Source organism: Streptomyces spororaveus (assembly GCF_016755875.1).
Lineage (GTDB): Bacteria > Actinomycetota > Actinomycetes > Streptomycetales > Streptomycetaceae > Streptomyces > Streptomyces spororaveus.
In genome coordinates this window covers 7,251,940-7,270,159 of sequence record NZ_BNED01000005.1, presented here as the reverse complement: position 1 = coordinate 7,270,159, position 18,220 = coordinate 7,251,940, and the positions used below count along the sequence as shown (strand labels likewise).

Genomic DNA, 18,220 nt, shown 5'->3' with positions numbered 1-18,220 from the left:
CCATGACGGACCAGGCACCCCCGCCGCGCTGGGCGGTCGTCGGCAACCCGGAGAACCGGCGTGTCGCCCTGTTCTCCGGGGCGGTACGCGATGCCGGGCTGCCCGCTCCGCGCGTCGTGCCCTGGACGGACGTCCTCGGCGCGGGCGGCGCCGCCTTCGCCGACGACGAGATCGTACGGATCGAGTCGCCGGGGGAGAACGCCGCTGTGGACCGGCTGCTGCGCGGCGCCGGGGACCCCACCCGGGTGGAGGGCGGCGCCCGCTGGTACGCCGCCTTCATGGCGGCCGTCCGGTCGCTGACCGGAGGCCTGCGCCTCGACGATCCCGCCGAACTGGCGGTCCTCTTCGACAAGCGCCTGTGCCACGAGGCGCTCGCCCGCGCCGGGGTCCCCGTGCCGCGGTCCCCGACCTCCGGCGGCGGCGCTCCCGTGCGCGGCTGGGACGACGTCCGGGCCCTCATGGCCGCGCACGCGATGCCGCGGGTGTTCCTGAAGCCCGCCCACGGGTCCTCCGCCTCCGGTGTCGTCGCCGTCGAGACGGCCCCCGGGGGCCGGATCCGGGCGACCACCTCCGTGGAGAGCGCGGAGGGCGGCCGCCTGCACAACTCCCTGCGGGTACGCCGCCTCACGCGCGAGCCGGAGGTCGCCGCGCTGGTCGACGCCCTCGCGCCCGACGGTCTCCACCTCGAGCGCTGGTGGCCCAAGGCCTCCCTCGGGGACGGGGCGGCCGACCTGCGCGTCGTCGTCGTGGCCGGGCGGGCCACCCACGCCGTGGTCCGCACCAGCCGGACGCCCATGACCAACCTCCACCTCGGCGGCCGCCGCGGCGACCTCGCCGCCGCGGTCCGGGCCGCGGGCCCCGCCTGGACCGAGGCACTGCGGACCTGCGAGCGGGCCGCGGCCTGCTTCCCGGGCACCCTGTGCGTCGGTGTCGACCTGCTGCCCGCCGTCGGCTGGCGACGGTTCGCCGTCGCCGAGGTCAACGCCTTCGGCGACCTCCTGCCGGGCCTGACCGGACTGCCCGGCAGTGGCGCCGAGGGCCGGGACACCTATGCCGCGCAGGTGGCCGCCGCCGTCCGAAGACACGTACAGCACCACCCCACGAGGAACCACCGTGCACCCGCCTGAGACCCCAGCGCTCCCGCTCCCCGACATGAACGAGATCGTCGGCCGCGACGACCTGCTCCTGCTCACCCTGGACACCCTGCGCCACGACGTCGCCGTCGAACTGGCCGCCGCCGGGCGCATCCCGAACCTGGCCCGGCACCTGCCCCAGGGGGTCTGGGAGGAGGCGCACGCCCCCGGCAGCTTCACCTACGCCTCCCATCAGGCGATGTTCGCCGGCTTCCTGCCCACCCCCGCCCGGCCGGGCCCGCATCCGCGCCTGTTCGCCGCCCGCTTCGCCGGCAGCGAGACGACCGCCGGCCGCACCTACGTCTTCGACACCCCCGACCTGGTGTCCGGCCTTGCCGCGGCCGGGTACCGCACGGTGTGTGTCGGAGGCGTCGGCTTCTTCAACAAGCAGGGCGCGCTGGGCGGCGTACTCCCCGGCATGTTCCAGGAGAGCCACTGGGAACCGGCCTTCGGCGTCGCGTCGCCCACCTCCTTCGAGGCCCAGGTCGAGCGGGCCGAACAGGTCGTCGCCGCGCTCCCCGCCGAACAGCGGCTGTTCCTCTTCGTCAACGCCTCCGCGCTGCACCAGCCCAACTGGTTCCACCTGCCCGGTGCCACCGCCGAGGCGGGCGACACGCGCGCCACCCACGCGGCCGCCCTCGAATACGTCGACCGGCACATCGGCCGGCTCCTCACCGCCATGAGTTCCCGCCGCCGCTGCTTCGCCATCGTCTGCTCCGACCACGGCACCACCTACGGCGACGACGGCTACACCGGCCACCGCCTCGCCCACGAGGCCGTCTGGACCGTGCCGTACGCCCACTTCTTCCTGGAGCCGTCCGCATGACCGCCCTCGCGCCCGCCCCGATCGCGGCCACCGCGCCGCCCGGGATCCGCCCGTACACCGCCTACGTGTACGCCTACCCCCACAAGACCGCCTACCGGCCGCTGCCCGACCCGCCCCTCCTGCGGGACCTGTGGCGGGGCGAACGCAAGGACGCCCTCTCCCTCTACCTGCACATACCCTTCTGCGAGGTCCGCTGCGGCTTCTGCAACCTCTTCACCCGCATCGGCGCCCCCGACGGGCTCACCGGCCGCTACCTCGACGCCCTGGAGCGCCAGGCCACCGCCGTCCGCGACGCCCTCGGCGACGACGGCCCGGTCACCTTCGCCAACGCCGCCTTCGGCGGCGGGACGCCCACCTTCCTGACAGCCTCCGAACTGGAACGGCTCTGCGACATCGCCGAGCACCGGATGGGCGCCGACCTGCGCGCCGTCCCGCTCTCCGTCGAGACGTCCCCGGCCACCGCCACCGCCGACCGGCTGGCCGTCCTCGCCGAGCGCGGCGCCACCCGCGTCAGCATCGGCGTCCAGAGCTTCGTCGCCGAGGAGGCCCGGGCCGCCGTACGCCCCCAGCGCCGCGCCGATGTCGAGGCGGCGCTCGGCCGCATCCGCGACGCCCGCGTCCCGGTCCTCAACATCGACCTCATCTACGGCATCGACGGCCAGACCCCCGCCACCTGGCGGACCTCCCTGGACGCCGCCCTGGCCTGGCGTCCGGAGGAGCTGTACCTGTACCCCCTGTACGTACGCCCCCTCACCGGGCTCGCCCGGCGCACCGCCCTCACCGACCGGGCCTGGGACGAGCAGCGCCTGGACCTCTACCGGAGAGGCCGCGACCACCTCCTCGCGCACGGCTACGAGCAGGTGTCGATGCGCATGTTCCGGCTGGCCGGCACGGCGCCCCGGGGACCGGACGACCACGCCTGCCAGACCGACGGCATGATCGGCCTGGGCTGCGGGGCCCGTTCCTACACCTCCGCGCTGCACTACTCGTTCGACTACGCGGTCGACATGGGCGAGATCCGCGGGATCATCGACGACTACACCGCCACCGCCGACTTCACCCGTGCCGTCCACGGCCGTCCCACCAACGGCGACGAGGCCCGCCGCCGCCACCTCCTGCAGTCGCTGCTCCAGGCGCAGGGCATGCCGGTCGCCGACTACCGCGAGCGGTTCGGCGCCGGGCCGCACGAGGACTTCCCCGCCGAACTGGCCGCGTTCGCCGCCCGCGGCTGGCTCGACCAGGACGGCGCGGGCCCGCTGCTGCGCCTGTCCCCCGAGGGCCTGGCCCACTCCGACGCGCTCGGCCCCGAGCTGTTCTCGCCGGCCGTACGGGCCGCGATGGCCGCCTACGAGGCCAAGTAGCCGCCGTGGACCTCACCGTGCTCTACCGGGGCCCGCTCGCCTCCTGCGACTACGCCTGCCCGTACTGCCCGTTCGCCAAGCGGCGCGACACCACGGACCAACTGCGCGCCGACCGGGCCGCCCTCGAACGGTTCACCGGCTGGGCGCGCTCGCGTACCGGGGAGGACCGGCTCTCCCTCCTGTTCACCCCGTGGGGCGAGGGGCTGGTCCGTTCCTGGTACCGCCGCGCCCTCGTCGAGCTCTCGCACCAGCCGCACGTCGACCGCGTCGCCATCCAGACCAACCTCAGCTGCCGCACGGACTGGCTGGCGGAGGCGGACCCGGCCACGCTCGCCCTGTGGTGCACCTACCACCCGGGGCAGACTCCGTACGACCGCTTCCTGTCCAAGGTGCGCGACCTCGCCGAGCGGGGCATCCGCCACAGCGTCGGGATCGTCGGCCTGCCCGAGAACCTGGAACACGCCCGGAGGCTGCGCGCCGCGCTGCCCTCCCACGTCTACCTGTGGGTGAACGCCGCCGACGGCCACACCTACACCGACGCCGAGGCCGACACGTGGACCGCTCTCGACCCGCTGTTCCCGTACAGCCGGCACCCGCACCGCTCGGCCGGACTGCCGTGCCGCACGGGCGAGTCGGTGATCTCGGTGGACGGCGACGGGACGGTCCGCCGCTGCCACTTCGTCCGCGCCGAGCTGGGCAACCTCTACGACGGCACCTACCGGTCCGCGCTCGGTCCCCGGCCGTGCCCGCTGACCACCTGCGACTGCCACATCGGCTACGTCCATCTGGAGACGCTGCCGCTCTACGACGTCTTCGCGGGGGGTGTCCTGGAACGCGTCCCGGCGGCCCGCACGCCCCTGCTGCCCGAAGCGCTGCTGTGGCAACGCCCCGTTCCCCGTCCGGGTCCAGCGGGCGGGCCATAAACTCAGGCGCACCTGACCAAGCCCTCCACAAGGAGAGTTCATGACCGTGGAGCAGGAGCACCCCTTCGCCGCGTTCGGGCTGCCCGGCGAACCGGGTTCCGAGGTGTTCTGGGCGTCGGCGGGGTCGCCCGCGTCGGTGCCGGCCGACGGCGGCGGCGGTTGGGTGACGCTGTTCCTGTGGCGGGGCTCCGCGGCCCGCATCGGCTTCGAGAGCTGGTCGCCGGACGTCCCCCTGCGCCGCTGGGGCGACACGGACTGCTGGTACGCGGAGGTGCGCATGCCGGTGCGGCTGCGGGTGACCTACCGGTTCCTCGTGGGCGACACCGCGTACGCCGACCCGTTCAACCCGGTCGGGGCGGGTGGCGACCGGTCCCTGGCCGCCACCCCGGACGCCCCGGCCCAACCGCACTGGCCCGCCCTCCGCGCCGACGACGTGCTGCCCGTCCCGCCGGCCCGGGTCCGCTGGGCGAGCAAGCGGCTCGGCGGGCGGCGGACCGTACGGATCCACCCGGCGGGCGGCGGCGGACCCGTGGTGCTGCTCCTCGACGGGGACGACTGGCTGTACCTGCACCCGGCGGCGACCGCCTTCGACTCCGCCGTCGCCAGTGGCGAGATGCCTCCCGTCACCCTCGTCTTCCTGCCGTCGAAGGACCGGGAGGCCGAGTTCGGGTGCCGGCCGGATCTGTGGGAGGCGGTCCGCGACGAACTGCTGCCGCTGGTCGCGCAGTCCGGTGTGCCCGCGGACCAGGACCGGCTGGTGGTCGCCGGGCAGAGTCTCGGCGGGCTGAGCGCGGTGTACGCGGCGCTGGAGTTCCCGGAGCTGGTGTCCCGGGTCGCCTGCCAGTCTGCGTCGCTGTGGTGGACACCCGGCGCGGTCGTGTCGGCGGACCCCCTGGGCGGCCCGGTCGGCGGTACCGTCGCCGCCTGTCTGCGGGAGCGCCGCCCCGACCTGTCCGGTCTGCGGATCGCCTTCGACGTGGGGGAGCACGAGACGCGGATGCTGCCCCACTGCGCGCTGGTCGAGACCCTGACCGAGCGGGCCGGAGCGACCGTGCGGGCCTCACGGTCGGCGTCGGCCCACGACCGGGCGGGCTGGCGCCAGGCCCTGCTCCGGGACGTGGCCTGGGCGCTCGGCTGAACCGCCGCTTCCGGACCTGCCGCACCTGCCGGACCTGCCCGGCCCGGCGGGGCGACGGGTCAGCGGGCCACCGCCAGGCCGTACTCCGCGTCCGCGGCAAGGAGGTTGCGGTGGGTGTCCTCCGCCGTGATGACCCCGTCGTCCAGGACAAGCACCCGGTCGGCGGCGTCCAGGAGGGCCGGGCTGCTGGTGATCACGACGGTGGTGCGGCCCCGGCGCAGCTTCGCGATGTTGCGTGCGACGAGCTGCTCGGTGACCGCGTCGACGGCCGTGGTCGGGTCGTGCAGGACGAGGATGTCGGAGTCGGCGGCGAGGGCGCGGGCCAGGGACAGCCGTTGGCGCTGTCCGCCCGAGAGGTTCGCGCCGCGGTCGCGGACGCCGCGGTCGAGTCCTTCGCGGTGGAGGGCGACGACGTCGGTCAGCAGGGACGCCTCGACGGCCTCGGCGACCGTGCGGCTGGTGCCGGACGGGTCGATGTTCGTGCGGAGGGTGCCCGCGAAGATCTCCCCGTCGTACGGGTTGACCAGCATGTGCTCACGGACCGCCTCGACCGACAGGGCGGCGAGCTCCTCCCCGCCGACCCGCACCGCTCCCTCGTACTCGTGCGGCGGGACCCGCACGGCCAGGATCGCGGCCAGGTCGGCCGCCGCGCGCGGCTGGTAGGCGGCGATCGCGACGAACTCGCCCGCCGGCACCTGGAACTTCAGGGCGCGCAGGGCCCCGTACCGGACGCAGTCGATCTCCAGGTCGCCGCCGGCGGCCGGGCGCTCCGCGCCGTGGGCCGCCACCGGGGGCGCGACCAGCACCAGTGCCATCCGCTCGGCCGACGCGCGGGCCGTCATCACGTACTTGGGCATGTCCGAGAACAGCTTCAGCGGTTCCATGATGAACTGGGCGAGGCCCACGGCCATGACGAGCTCCCCGACGTTGATCCGGCCGTCGAAGGCCAGCCAGCCGGCCGTCAGGGTCACGGCGGCGGCGAGCGCCGCGTTGAGGGCCGTCGCGGTTCCCGCGTAGGCGCCGTTCACCCCGGCCACGGTGATCGCCTGGTGCTTGGCCTCCGTGCTGACCCTCCGGTAGGACCGGAAGGCCGCGTGGTTGCCGCCGAAGCCGTGCAGCGGGCGCAGGCCGGTGATCAGGTCGGCCACCTTCGCGCCCGCCCGGGCCACCCGGGCCTGCTGTTCGCGGGTACTGGAGCCGATCCGCCGGGACATCACGCTCAGGACGGAGAGGATCAGCGCGGTTCCCACGATCACCAGCAGGCCGAGCCGGATGTCGGCCAGCCCCAGCGCGACGGCCGCGACCAGCACCGCGACCAGTGAACTCATGAGCAGCGGCACCACCTCGATGATGTCGGCCGTCTGGTCGGCGTCCTCGGTGGCGATGGTGAGCACCTCGCCGGTCTTGAGGCCGGCGTCCCTGGCGACCGGCTCCAGCCCGCAGTCCGCGACCCGTACCCGCCAGCGGTGCGCCTCCGTCGTGTTGGCCTTCTGCAGGACGCGCATGCCGAACCGCCACGACAGCGAGACCGTCGTGATGATCACGGCCAGGACGCCGATCGACAGGGCGAGCGCGCCGGGGCTGCGGTCCTGCATCGTGTGCTCGACGATCAGGCCGAGCGCGATGGGGAAGGCGGTCTCACCGGCCTGGTAGAGGCCCATGAGGACGGTGCCCCCGGCCATGGCGCCGATGTTGCGGCGCAGGGCGGTCCTGAGGATGTCGGACCCCGGTCGGGGCCGCTGGGAGTCAGCAGTTTTCATCGAGGTGGCGGGCAATCATTTCCGGGGTGCGCAGGGTGAACAGATCACGGATGGTGATCACTGGACCGTACTCCCGGCGGAGGAGGCCGATCAGCCGCACCGCCAGCATGGAGTGCCCTCCCAGGGACACGAAATCGCTCAGCGCGCTCACCTCGTCGTCGTCCAGGTCGAGTGCTTCGGCGAAGAACTCGCAGACCGCGGTCTCGGTCCCGGTCTCCGGGCCGCGCTCCCCCGCCGTGGTCAGCGTGCCGAGCGGCCTGGCCTCCGGCAGGGCCTTGGTGTCCGCCTTCCCGTTCACGGTCAGCGGGATGCGGTCGACCTGCGCGTAGTGCGTCGGGCGCAGGAAGTCCGGCAGTACGGCGCCCACCTCGGCGGCGACCGCCGCGAGGTCGCGGCCGTCCGAGCCGTCGAGTACGAGGTAGGCGGCGAGCCGGTACGCGCCGTCGACCTGCGGGTCGGGCTGGGCGACCGCGGCGGCGAAGCGCACCGCCGGGTGCGCGGCGAACGCGGCCTCGACCTCGCCCGGTTCGACGCGGTGTCCGCGGATCTTGACCTGCTGGTCGGTGCGGCCCAGGTACATCAGGTTCCCGTCGGGCCGCCGGGCCACGAGGTCCCCGGTGCGGTACATGCGTTCGCCGGGTGCGCCGAACGGGCAGGCGACGAACCGGTCCGCGGTCTGCGCGGGTTGTCCGAGGTACCCGCGCGCGATGCCGATGCCCGCCACGTACAGCTCGCCGGGGACTCCGTCCGGCAGCGGGCGCAGCCACGGGTCCAGGACGTACACGTCCGTGTTGTCGATGGCCACGCCCACCACCGGGTCCTGGCATTCGAAGGTGCCGACGCCCAGGGTGTTGATCGTGTACTCGGTGGGTCCGTAGAGGTTGTAGCCGGCGGTGCCCTCGGTCTCGGCGAGCCGCTGCCACAGGGTCGGGGTGACGGCCTCGCCGCCCAGCAGCACCAGGGCCGGCCGCCGCTCCGGATGGTCGAGGAGGCCCTCGGCCACCAGTTGCTGCGCGTACGTCGGGGTCACGTTGACGACGTCGACCCCGTGCTCCAGGCAGTACTCGACCAGTCGGGGGGCGTCACGGCGCAGTTCCTCGTCGCAGATGTGCACCTCGTGGCCGTCGGCGAGCCAGAGCAGTTCCTCCCATGACATGTCGAAGGCGAAGGACACGGTGTGGGCGATGCGGAACACCCGGTGGCCGTGATCGGCCAGTACCGGCTCGAAGATCCGGCGCTGGTGGTTGATCAGCATGTTGGTGAGCCCGGCGTACTCGGTCACCACGCCCTTCGGACGGCCGGTGGAGCCGGAGGTGTAGATCGTGTACGCGGGGTGGCGCAGGCGGTCCGGGTCGTCGGGTGCGAAGGTCACGTACGGCTCGGTTCGCGGGAGGGGCCGGTCGAGTTCGATCAGGTCGCCGGTCAGCCGGGGTGACACGGCGCTCACGGTGAGGGTCACTTCCGGGCGGGCGTCCGCGACGATGGCGGCGATCCGCTCGTCCGGGTGGTCCAGCTCCAGCGGCACGTACGCGGCGCCCACGCGCAGTACGGCGAACAGCGCGACGATCGAGTCGAGGGAGCGCGGGATCGCGAGGGCCACCGTGGTCTCGGGTCCGATGCCGCGTGCGGCGAGTACACCCGCGAGCTCCCGGCTGCGGTCGCGGAGCAGGCCGAAGGTCATGGTCCGGCCGTGGGCGACGAGCGCGACCCGCCGCGGGTCGCGGTCGGCCGCCCGGTCGAACCGGTCGACCACGGTGTCCGTGCCGACCTCCGTGCGCGCGGCGGGTGCCGGGGCCGGACCCGCGCCCGGCAGCGCGCCCACCGGTCCGGTGGAGCGGGCCAGGTTCCCGAGCAGGCCGAGGTAGTCGTCGAGGAGTGCGCGGGCGGCCGGGGTGTCGTGGTCGCGGTACTCCAGTTTGACCGTGAGCCGGTCGCCGGGGGTGACGACCCAGGTGAACGGGTAGTGGGTGGAGTCGTCGGCCCGTACCGAGGTGATGCCGTGCCGGGTGTTCATCTCGGCGAAGGCGCCCATGTCCAGGAAGTTCTGGAGGACGAACAGGTTGTCGAACAGGGTGTCGTGGCCGCCGGCCCGCTGGATCTCGCCGAGCCCGAGGTGTTCGTGCTCCATCGCCTCGACCCGGGCCGCCTGTACGGCCGTCAGGTAGTCCCGGACGGTGTCGTCCGGCCGGGCCCGCGTCCACATGGGCACGGTGTTGAGGAGTACGCCGACGACCTCGGAGAGGTTCTCGCCCTCGCGGCCGGAGACGGTCACGCCGAACACCGCGTCGGCGCGGCCCGTACGGGCGCCGAGCAGGAGACCGAACGCGCCGGTCAGCACCGAGTTGAGGGTGACGCCGTACCTCCGGGCGGCCTCCCGCAGGAGCTGGGACCCTTCGGCGGAGAGGGTGTGCACGAGCGTGCGCGGCAGGTCGTCGACCAGGACCGGCACGGGCCCGGCGAGCAGCGTGGGGCCGGTGAGGCCGGTCAGGTGCTGCGCCCAGAAGCGTTCCGAGACGGCCGGGTCCTTGGCGTCGAGCGCCCGGGCGTAGTCCTCGAAGCCGGGCTCCGCCGGGATCGGTGGTGTCAACTCGGCGGCCACGGCGGCCTCGTAGGCGTCGAACAGGTCCCGCAGCACGATCTCGCGGGACCAGCCGTCCCACAGCAGCAGGTGGTAGCTCAGCAGCAGGCCGTCGCGGTCTCCGGGCAGCCGGACCACGGTCAGGCGGATCAGGGGCGGCTCCCCCGGGTCGAATCCGGTGTCGCGGTCACGGGTGAGGAGGGCGTCGACCTCGGCCTCCGCCGCGAGGTGGACCGTACGGACGCCGACCCGCCGGCCCGCGCCCAGGACCTGGACGGCCCTGCCGTCGCCGTCGGTGGTGAAGCCCGCACCGACGACGGGGTGCCGGGCGATCACCCAGGCCATCGCGTCGGCCAGCGCGCCGGTGTCCAGGCGCCGGTCGAAGGTGAACCAGCTCTGCGCGACGTAGTGTCCGGCCGGGCCCGCCAGCTGCGTCTGGAAGAACAGGCCGCGCTGGAGCGGGGTGACCGGCGCCGTGCGCTGGGCGGTCGTGGCGGCGTCCGCGATGTGTTCCAGTGCGGCGCGCCAGTGCCCGGTGATCTCGTCGGGTACGCCCTCGGCGAGGGTGAAGACCGCGTGCAGGCTTCCGGTGTCCGCGTCGGTCCAGGCGTTGACCTCGACGGCGTACGGGCTGCCCTCGTCGGTGCCGGTGAGGTGGAGTGCCTGTGACTCGTCCCCCCGGCCGAGGTAGTTGAACAGCACCTGCGGGCGTGCGGTGAGCAGCGGGGCCGTCTGCGGATTGAGGTACCGCAGCCCGCCGTACGCGATGTGCGCGCGCTCGTCCGGCTGGCGTTCGGCGACCTCGCGGGCCGCCGCGACGGGGTCGGTGTGCGGCGCGAGCCGTACCGGGGCGATGGCGGTGAACCAGCCGACCGTTCGGGTGTAGTCGTGGTGCGCCGCCGCCGGGACCCGGCCGTGCCGCTCCAGCTCGATCGCGAGATCGGTGGGCGAGGGCTGGATCCCGGTGAGCGCGGCGCGCAGCGCGCCGCACAGCAGCTCGGTGAGGCCGACACCGAGCGCGGCGGGCGCGGTGCGGGTCACACGGTCGCCGGTGCCGGGCGGCAGGACGACCGTGATCTCGCGCGGCCGCTCGGCCACGGGCAGCAGCGGGGGCGCCTGGAGGGTGGTGATCCAGTGCCCCAGGTCTTCGGTGCCGCGGGCCGACCCGTCGGCCAGTGCCCGCGCGTACTCGGCGTAGGAGGTGGTGGGCGGCGGGAGCGGCGTACCGCGCAGGGCGGCCGCTATGTCGTCCAGCAGGATCAGCCAGGAGACGGCGTCGACGGCGAGGTGGTGCGCGGTGACCACGAGGGTCCGGGTCGGCTCCAGCCAGGAGAACGCGATGACGTCCCCGGCCTCGGGGTCGAGCCGTCCCGCGGCTTCGTCCGCCGCGGCCGTCGGGTCGGGCGCGTCGCTGCGTACGACGGAGACCGGACGGGCGGCTTCGGTGCGCAGGGCCCACACCCCGTGCTCGGTGCGCAGCCGCAGCCGCAGGGCCGGGTGTGCGGCGACGACGGCGTTCGCGGCGCGTTCGGCGTCGGCGAGGCCGGTGCCCTCGTCCGCGACCACGGCCCGGGCCTGGGCGAACCGGGCGAGGGATCCGCCGAGTTCACGTCGGCGCAGGATGATCGGGGTCGGTGTCAGCGGGCCGTCCTGGCGGGCGGGTGCGGGTGCGGTGGGCGCCGGGGTCCGCGGGGTGCTCGCCGCCAGGTGCTCGGCGAGCGCGTGGGGGGTCCTGAGCAGGAACACGTCCCGGGGGGCGATCGCGAGGCCCAGTGCCCTGGCCCGGTTGACGACGGTGATGGCGAGGATGCTGTCGCCGCCGGCCCGGAAGAAGTCGCTGTGGGCGTCGACGGCGGCGCCGGGGAGGGCGTCGGTGAAGATGTCGACCAGTGCGGTGAGCGTGGACCCGGTGGTGGCGGACCCGGTCGCCGGGCCGGTCGCCGCGGAGCCGGTCGCGTCCGGCGGTCCGGCGTGCGGCACGTCGTGCGGCGCGGCGCGTGCGGTCAGGGACTCACGGTCCAGTTTGCCGTTGACGGTCAGCGGCAGGGCGTCGGCCGGCAGGACCAGGCCGGGCACCATGTGGGCGGGCAGCTTCGAGGCCAGCAGGCCGGCGAGGTCTCCGGGGACCCGGCCCACGACGTGCGCGACCAGGTGGTCCGCGCTGCCGGCCACGGTGACGGCCACGTCGACCACACCGTCGAGTTCCCGGATCGCGGACTCCACCTCACCGAGCTCGATCCGGAAACCCTTGAGCTGTACCTGGTCGTCGGCCCGGCCGGTGAACTCCAGCTCGCCGTCGAGCGTACGGCGGGCGAGGTCGCCCGTGTGGTACATCCGGGAGCCGTCGGCCGCGAACGGGTCCGCGACGAACCGCCCCGCGGTGAGGGACGGCCGGCCCAGGTAGCCGAGGGAGACCTGGTCGCCTGCGACGTAGATGGCGCCCACCCGGCCCGGCGGGACCGGCCGGAGCCGGTCGTCGAGCAGGTAGGTGACCAGGCCGGGGATCGGTGCTCCGATCGGGCTGACGTCGTCGCCGGTGCGGAAGTCCTCCTCGGTCAGGACCCGGTGGGTGACGTGCACGGTGGTCTCGGTGATGCCGTACATGTTCACCAGCTCGGGCGAGCGTGTGCCGTGCCGCTCGACCCAGCCACGCAGCCGCCGGGGATCCAGCGCCTCGCCGCCGAAGACGATCCGGCGCAGGGCGGTGGCGGGCTCCTCCGCGCGCCGGTCGGCCTCGATGAACCGGTAGAAGGCCGACGGGGTCTGGTTGAGGACGGTCACCCGGCGCTCGCGCACCAGGCGGTGGAAGTCGACGGGCGAGCGGGTCAGTCCGTACTCCGGTACGAGCAGTTCGGCGCCGTGCGCCAGTGCTCCCCACAGCTCCCACACCGCGAAGTCGAAGGAGTACGAGTGGAACTGGACCCATACGTCGTGCGGGCCGAAGTCCATGTCCCGCCGCGTGTTCGCGAGCAGGGTCACCACGCTGGAGTGCGGGACGACGACCCCCTTGGGCCTGCCGGTCGACCCGGACGTGTAGATCACGTAGGCGGGGTCGTGCCAGTCGGCCCCGGACCCGGCGGCGTTCCGGGTGAGCCGTGCCTCCTGCGGCGGCCGCTCCCCCTGGACGAGCACACGGGCCGCCACCCCCGCTCGGGCCAGCAGCCGCGTGAAGCGTTCCCGGTGCTCCGGGTCCACCAGCACCACCTGGGGAGCCGCGTCGGCGAGGATGTACTCCAGCCGTGCGTCCGGGTACGCGAGGTCCAGCGGTACGTAAGCACCGCCCGCGGTGACGATCGCGACCAGGGCGACGACCTGTTCGAGGGAGCGCGGAACGGCGACGGCGACCCGTTCGCCCGGCCGGACACCGGCGGCACGCAACAGATGAGCCAACTCGTCTTTTTCCGACATCAGTTGACCGTAGGTCAGGGACCGGCTGCCGCCGTCGAGGGCGCACTGGGTGACGGCGGTGGCGGCCGGATCGCGGTGCGCGGCGGCGTCGAACAGTGCGCCCAGCGTCGTCGGGGTGATGCGCGCCGGGGGGCGGGTGGTGCCCGTGGCGGCCAGGTCGTCGACGAGGGCGTCCGGCCGGGTCAGCAGGCCGGTGAGGGTGCGGGTGAAGGTGGACAGGATCGCCCGGGCGGTCGACTCCTTCACCAGCGCGCCGTCGTGGATCAGGTTGAAGCGGGGGCGTCCGTCGGGCGCGCGCTCCACCACGAGGGTCAACGGGTAGTGCGGCGCGCCCTCGTTCACGATGTCGCTGATGACGAGCGTGTCCGCGGGCCCGCGCAGGGCCGCCGCATCGGTCGCCACGTCGAAGACCACCAGGGTGTCGAAGAGCGGGCCCGCACCGCTCAGGCGGCTGATCCGCGCCAGCGAGACGTGCTGGTGCGCCAGTACCGCGCTCTGGTGGTCCCGTACGGAGGCGAGCAGGTCGCGCGCCGTGCCGCCGGCGTCCCATCGGGCGCGCACGGGAATGGTGTTGATGAACAGACCCACCATGTCAGCGATGCCGGGCACGTCGGCGTCGCGCCCGGACACCGTGGAGCCGAAGACCACGTCCCTGCTCCGCAGGAGGCCGCCGAGCGTCACCGCCCAGGCGCTGTGCACGGCCGCGCTCAGCGGCACGCCGGCGGACCGGGCGGCCTCGTCGATGTCGCCCTCCGGCGAGGCGGCGGTGTCGGCGAACCGGTCGGACGGTGTGCGGCCTTCGGCGACCAGCGAGGGTCCGGGCAGCCCGGCGAGCTGTTCGCGCCAGACCCGGTCGCTCTCGTCCCCGTCGCGGCCGGCGAGCCAGCGCACGTAGTCGCCGAAGCCGCCGAGCGGGTGCACGGTTCCCGGGGCGTGGTACTCGGCCAGCAGCGCGCGCAGCATCGGCGGCACCGACCAGCCGTCGGCGATGATGTGGTGCACGGTCTGTACCAGGACGCCGCGGCCGGCGCCCGTGCGGATCAGCGTGTACCGCATCAGCGGCCCGCTCGCCAGGTCGAACCCGGCGCGGCGGTCCCGCTCGGCGTGCTCGCGGATCTCCTCCTCGGTGATGCCGGGGCGGTCCAGGACGGCGAACGGAGCTTGGACCCCGCTTTCCAGTACCGAGACCACGCGGCCGTCGGCGAGGGCCGTGAACCGCGCGGCCAGGTTGGGGAAGAGCGTGAGCAGCCGGGTGGCCGCCGCCGCGAGCCGGTCGGCGTCCACCTCCCCCTCCAGGGTCAGGAGCTGCTGCTCGACGTAGCTGCCCGCGGAGTCGTCGTCGAAGACCGAGTGGAAGTAGAGGCCCTCCTGGAGCGGGGTCAGCGGCAGGATCTCCCGCAGCGCCGGGCCGTCCAGCTCGTCGACGTCGGCCTGGGTGAGCGCCGGCAGACCGAAGTCGCTGGGCGAGTGGCCGCCCAGACCCAGTGCGGCCAGGTCGACGGCGGCGAGTGCGGCCAGTCCGGCCAGGGCCTCGTGGAAGTAGCGGACGATGGTGTCGATGTCCTGGTCGGTGAGGAGCCCGTCGGGCCAGGAGAGGGTGGTGACCAGTTCGTACGCGCCTCCGGCCGGGGCCGGTTCGGCGATCGCGTTGAACTCCAGGGCGCGGGGCAGCCGCATCCGCGGGTCGCGCCTCTCACCCAACTGGCCGGTGGTGTGGGCGAGTTCCCATTCTCCGGAGGAACCCGCGTCGAAGCGTCCCAGGTAGTTGAACAGCACCTGGGGTGCGGGCGCGTCGAAGCCGGTGCCGGCCAGGTAGCGCAGGACTCCGTAGGAGAGGCCGTTGCCCGGCACCCGGGCGAGGTCCTCCTTGACCGCCTTGAGCGCGGTGACGAGGTACGCGGGCGAGGTGAGGTCGGCGGCGGCTCCGGGGTCGACGGTCACCGGGAACAGGGTGGTGAACCAGCCCACGGTCCGTGACAGTTCCGGCTCGAAGCCGGCGGAGTCCGCCACGTGGCGCCCTTCGCGGCCGTGGCCCTCCAGTTCGATGTGCGCGAACGTCTGGTCCTGCCCGAGGTCGCGGCGCCACCGGGCGAGGGTGACGGCGAGCGCGGTCATCAGCACGTCGTTGACCCCCGCGTGGAACCTCGCGGGAACGTCGCCCAGCAGCGCGGCCGTGACGTCGGGGCCGGCCGACAGGGTCCTCGTCCGTTCCCGGGCGACGGTGTCGGCCGCGGACAGCGCGCGCCGGCCCAGGGGCGCGTCCTCGCCCGGGAGGGGGCGCCGGAAGTAGGCGCGGTCGGCGTCGAACGCCGCGCGCTCCAGCAGCTGGGTCCAGCGCCGGAAGGACGTGCCCACCGGGGGCAGGTCGATCGGCGCGCCCGAGACGTACCAGCGCCACGCCGTGGCGAGGTCCTCCATCAGGATCCGCCAGGACACGCCGTCGATCACCACGTGGTGGGCGACCAGGACCAGTTGACGCGCCTCGCGGCGCCAGACGGCGCGCAGCATCACGCCGCGGGCCGGGTCCAGTCCCTCGGTGGCGAGCGCGACGCACTGCTCCAGCGGCCGGTCGCTCTCCTGCCATCGCACCGCCGCGCGGTCGGCCTCCGGGATCTCGAAGCTCCAGCGCTCGCCGCGCACCAGCTCGGCGCGCAGCATGTCGTGCCGTGCGACGACGGCGGTGAGGACGGCGTCGAGCGCGTCGGGCGTCAGCCCCGCCGGGGTGTTCAGCACCACCGACTGGACGAAGCCGTCGACGGCGTCCGTGGTCGCGCCGAGCCACTGCACGATCGGCGAGCCCACGACCGTACCGGTGGCGACGTCGCCGTGGTCCACGGCGGCGGCCTCGCGGTCCGCGACGGCCGCCAGCGCGCCCACGACGGTGTGGGTGAAGATCTGGTGTGCCGTGACGTGGAGGCCCGCCTCGCGCAGGGCGCTCAGCAGGGAGATCGCGAGGATGCTGTCCCCGCCGAGCCGGAAGAAGTCCTGGTCGACGCCGACCGCGTCGCGCCGCAGCACCGCCGCGACCGCCGCGCACACCAGGCGCTCGTTCTCGGTGACGGGCGGGGCGAACGCGCCCGCGCCCGGGCCGGTCGCGGGTTCCGGCAGCGCGCCCCGGTCGAGCTTGCCGTTCGCGGTGAGCGGGAACTCCTTCATCACGACGACATGGGCGGGCACCATGTACTCCACCATGTGCCCGGTGGCCCACTCCCTGACCTCGTCGGCGCGCAGGTCCTCGCTCCCGGTGGCGGGGATGACGTATCCGACGAGGTAGGTGCCTCCGGCCGTGTTCTTCCTGGCGACGACGCAGGTGTGGCGTACGGCGGGGTGCTCGGCGAGGCCGGCCTCGACGTCCTCGATCTCCAGCCGCATCCCGCGGATCTTGACCTGGTTGTCGGCGCGGCCGAGGAAGTCCAGGGAGCCGTCGGGGGCGAAGCGGGCGAGGTCGCCGGTGCGGTAGAGCCGGGACCCGTCCGCGGCGAAGGGGTTGGCGACGAACCGGGAGGCCGTCAGGGCGGGCGCGCCCGCGTATCCGCGCCCCAGCAGGAATCCTCCTACGTACAGCTCGCCGCCGACCCCGACCGGGACCGGGCGCAGCTCGTCGTCCAGCACGTACAGCTGGGTGTTGGGGTTGGGCCGGCCGATCGAGGTCGACAGGCGTTCCGCCGCTCCCCGGTAGACGACGTGCGAGACGCCGATCGTCGTCTCGGCCGGGCCGTAGCCGTGGTACATGGGTATGTCGAGGCGGGTGCGGAAGCGTTCGTACAGCTCCGGGGTCAGCACCTCGCCGCCGCACCACACGTGCCGCAGGCTGTCCAGCCGTCCGGAGTCGCCCGCGATCTCCAGCAGGACGTCCAGCATGGACGACACGAGGTAGGTGAAGGTGACGCGCTGCTCGGCGATCACGCCGAGCAGGTGGTGCGGGTCGCGTTCGCCGCCGGGCCGCAACACCACCAGCCGGCCGCCGCTCACCAGCGGCAGGAAGATCTCGTTGACGGAGATGTCGAAGGACAGCGGCGCCTTGAACAGCGACGCGTCGTCGTGGCCGAAGCCCAGGATCTCCTCGACCTGCCACAGCAGGCGCTCGCTGATGGCCTCGTGGCGGATCATCGCGCCCTTGGGCCGGCCGGTCGAACCGGATGTGAAGATCACATAGGCGAGGGCGGCGCCGGGCACGGTGACCCCGGTCCCCTCGCCGGGGTAGGAGCCGAACCGCCAGTCGGCGAGGTCGACGGGCACGGCTTCCGGTTCGTCCGGGGCGTGTGCGCCCGAGTCGTTGAGCTGCAGTACGACGCGGGCGTCGGCGATGACGACGGAGCGGCGCGCGGCGGGCCACTGCGGGTCGAGCGGTACGAACGCGGCTCCGGCCTGGAGCACGCCGAGCAGGCCGATCACCATGGCGGCGGAGCGCTCCAGGGAGACGGCGACGATCTGTTCGGAGGTGAGTCCGCGTTCGATCAGGTGGTGGGCCAGCTGGCTGGAGAGTTCGGCCGCCTGGCGGTAGGTCAGTGAGCGGTGCTCGTCGACGACCGCGACGGCGTCCGGCCGCAGGCGTGCCTGCTCGCGGAACATCTCGACGACGGTCGGGCGGATCCGGTCCGCCCCGGTGTCGTTCCACTCGGCCAGCGTCGCGAGCCGCTCCGCGATGCCGGACGGGCCGATGGTGGACAGGGGCCGGTCCGGGAAGTCGGCCAGGTCGTCGAGGGCGAGCTGCGCGTCGGCCGGTACGACGCCTTCCGGGAGGGTGATGGTCCGGCCGCGCGGGCCGGACCGGCCCTCCCGGCCCTCCGAGGCGTCCTGGCCCTCCGCGGCGACCTCCCAGCCGGCCGTGCCCGCGCCGCCGTTGTCCGCCCAGCCGAGCACGTCGGCGAAGAGGGTGCCGGGGGTGAGTTCCAGGCCGTCGGGGCTCTGTCCCGTGGCCCAGTACGCCAGTCCGATGGCGCAGGCCCTCGCGATGGTCGTGTCGCCGTAGTCGCCGGATCGCCGGCGCACGTCGGCCAGGCGGGCGCGGGCGAAAGCAGCACGAGACGAGCGGTCGATTCCGTCATCGAAGGCTCAGCATCCCTTCCAGATCGATGTGTTGACCCAACCGA

General features: G+C 73.9%; 6 protein-coding genes and 1 pseudogene. 5 read left to right on the top strand and 2 right to left on the bottom strand.

Going from position 1 to position 18,220, the window contains the following annotated elements:
- Positions 1–2 precede the first annotated feature (2 nt).
- From Sspor_RS35285 to Sspor_RS35265, 5 genes are read left to right on the top strand one after another with little or no spacing between them, the layout of a single operon-like run.
- Complete coding sequence (locus Sspor_RS35285; RefSeq protein WP_202202730.1) at positions 3–1,127, top strand: STM4014 family protein; 1,125 nt, start codon at positions 3–5, stop codon at positions 1,125–1,127.
- 25 nt (positions 1,128–1,152) lie between these two features.
- Positions 1,153–1,959 (top strand): STM4013/SEN3800 family hydrolase, encoded by an 807-nt coding sequence (locus Sspor_RS35280; protein WP_202202729.1) that lies wholly within the window; start codon positions 1,153–1,155, stop codon positions 1,957–1,959.
- Positions 1,956–3,320 carry an STM4012 family radical SAM protein gene (locus Sspor_RS35275; RefSeq protein WP_202202728.1) on the top strand — a complete coding sequence of 455 codons (1,365 nt, stop codon included), beginning with the start codon at positions 1,956–1,958 and terminating at the stop codon, positions 3,318–3,320. The genes Sspor_RS35280 and Sspor_RS35275 overlap by 4 nt, the downstream gene beginning before the upstream one ends.
- A 5-nt stretch (positions 3,321–3,325) precedes the next feature.
- Positions 3,326–4,243, top strand: coding sequence for an STM4011 family radical SAM protein (locus tag Sspor_RS35270; protein WP_202202727.1), 918 nt, complete (start codon positions 3,326–3,328; stop codon positions 4,241–4,243).
- 40 nt (positions 4,244–4,283) lie between these two features.
- On the top strand, positions 4,284–5,381 hold the full coding sequence (locus Sspor_RS35265) for an alpha/beta hydrolase-fold protein (RefSeq protein WP_202202726.1): 1,098 nt from the start codon (positions 4,284–4,286) through the stop codon (positions 5,379–5,381).
- Positions 5,382–5,440: 59 nt separating this feature from the next.
- Here the strand turns inward: Sspor_RS35265 and Sspor_RS35260 are convergent, their stop codons facing one another.
- Positions 5,441–7,141 carry an ABC transporter ATP-binding protein gene (locus Sspor_RS35260; protein WP_202202725.1) on the bottom strand — a complete coding sequence of 567 codons (1,701 nt, stop codon included), beginning with the start codon at positions 7,139–7,141 and terminating at the stop codon, positions 5,441–5,443.
- Positions 7,128–18,175: pseudogene (locus Sspor_RS35255) on the bottom strand (non-ribosomal peptide synthetase). The gene Sspor_RS35260 and the pseudogene Sspor_RS35255 overlap by 14 nt, the downstream one beginning before the upstream one ends.
- Positions 18,176–18,220 lie beyond the last annotated feature (45 nt).

Excerpts from the sequence above, each read along its gene's own strand:
- Sspor_RS35285 (WP_202202730.1), top strand. The coding sequence starts at position 3 with ATGACGGACCAGGCACCCCCGCCGCGCTGGGCGGTCGTCGGCAACCCG.
- Sspor_RS35280 (WP_202202729.1), top strand. The coding sequence starts at position 1,153 with ATGAACGAGATCGTCGGCCGCGACGACCTGCTCCTGCTCACCCTGGAC.
- Sspor_RS35275 (WP_202202728.1), top strand. The coding sequence starts at position 1,956 with ATGACCGCCCTCGCGCCCGCCCCGATCGCGGCCACCGCGCCGCCCGGG.
- Sspor_RS35265 (WP_202202726.1), top strand. The coding sequence starts at position 4,284 with ATGACCGTGGAGCAGGAGCACCCCTTCGCCGCGTTCGGGCTGCCCGGC.
- Sspor_RS35260 (WP_202202725.1), bottom strand. The coding sequence starts at position 7,141 with ATGAAAACTGCTGACTCCCAGCGGCCCCGACCGGGGTCCGACATCCTC.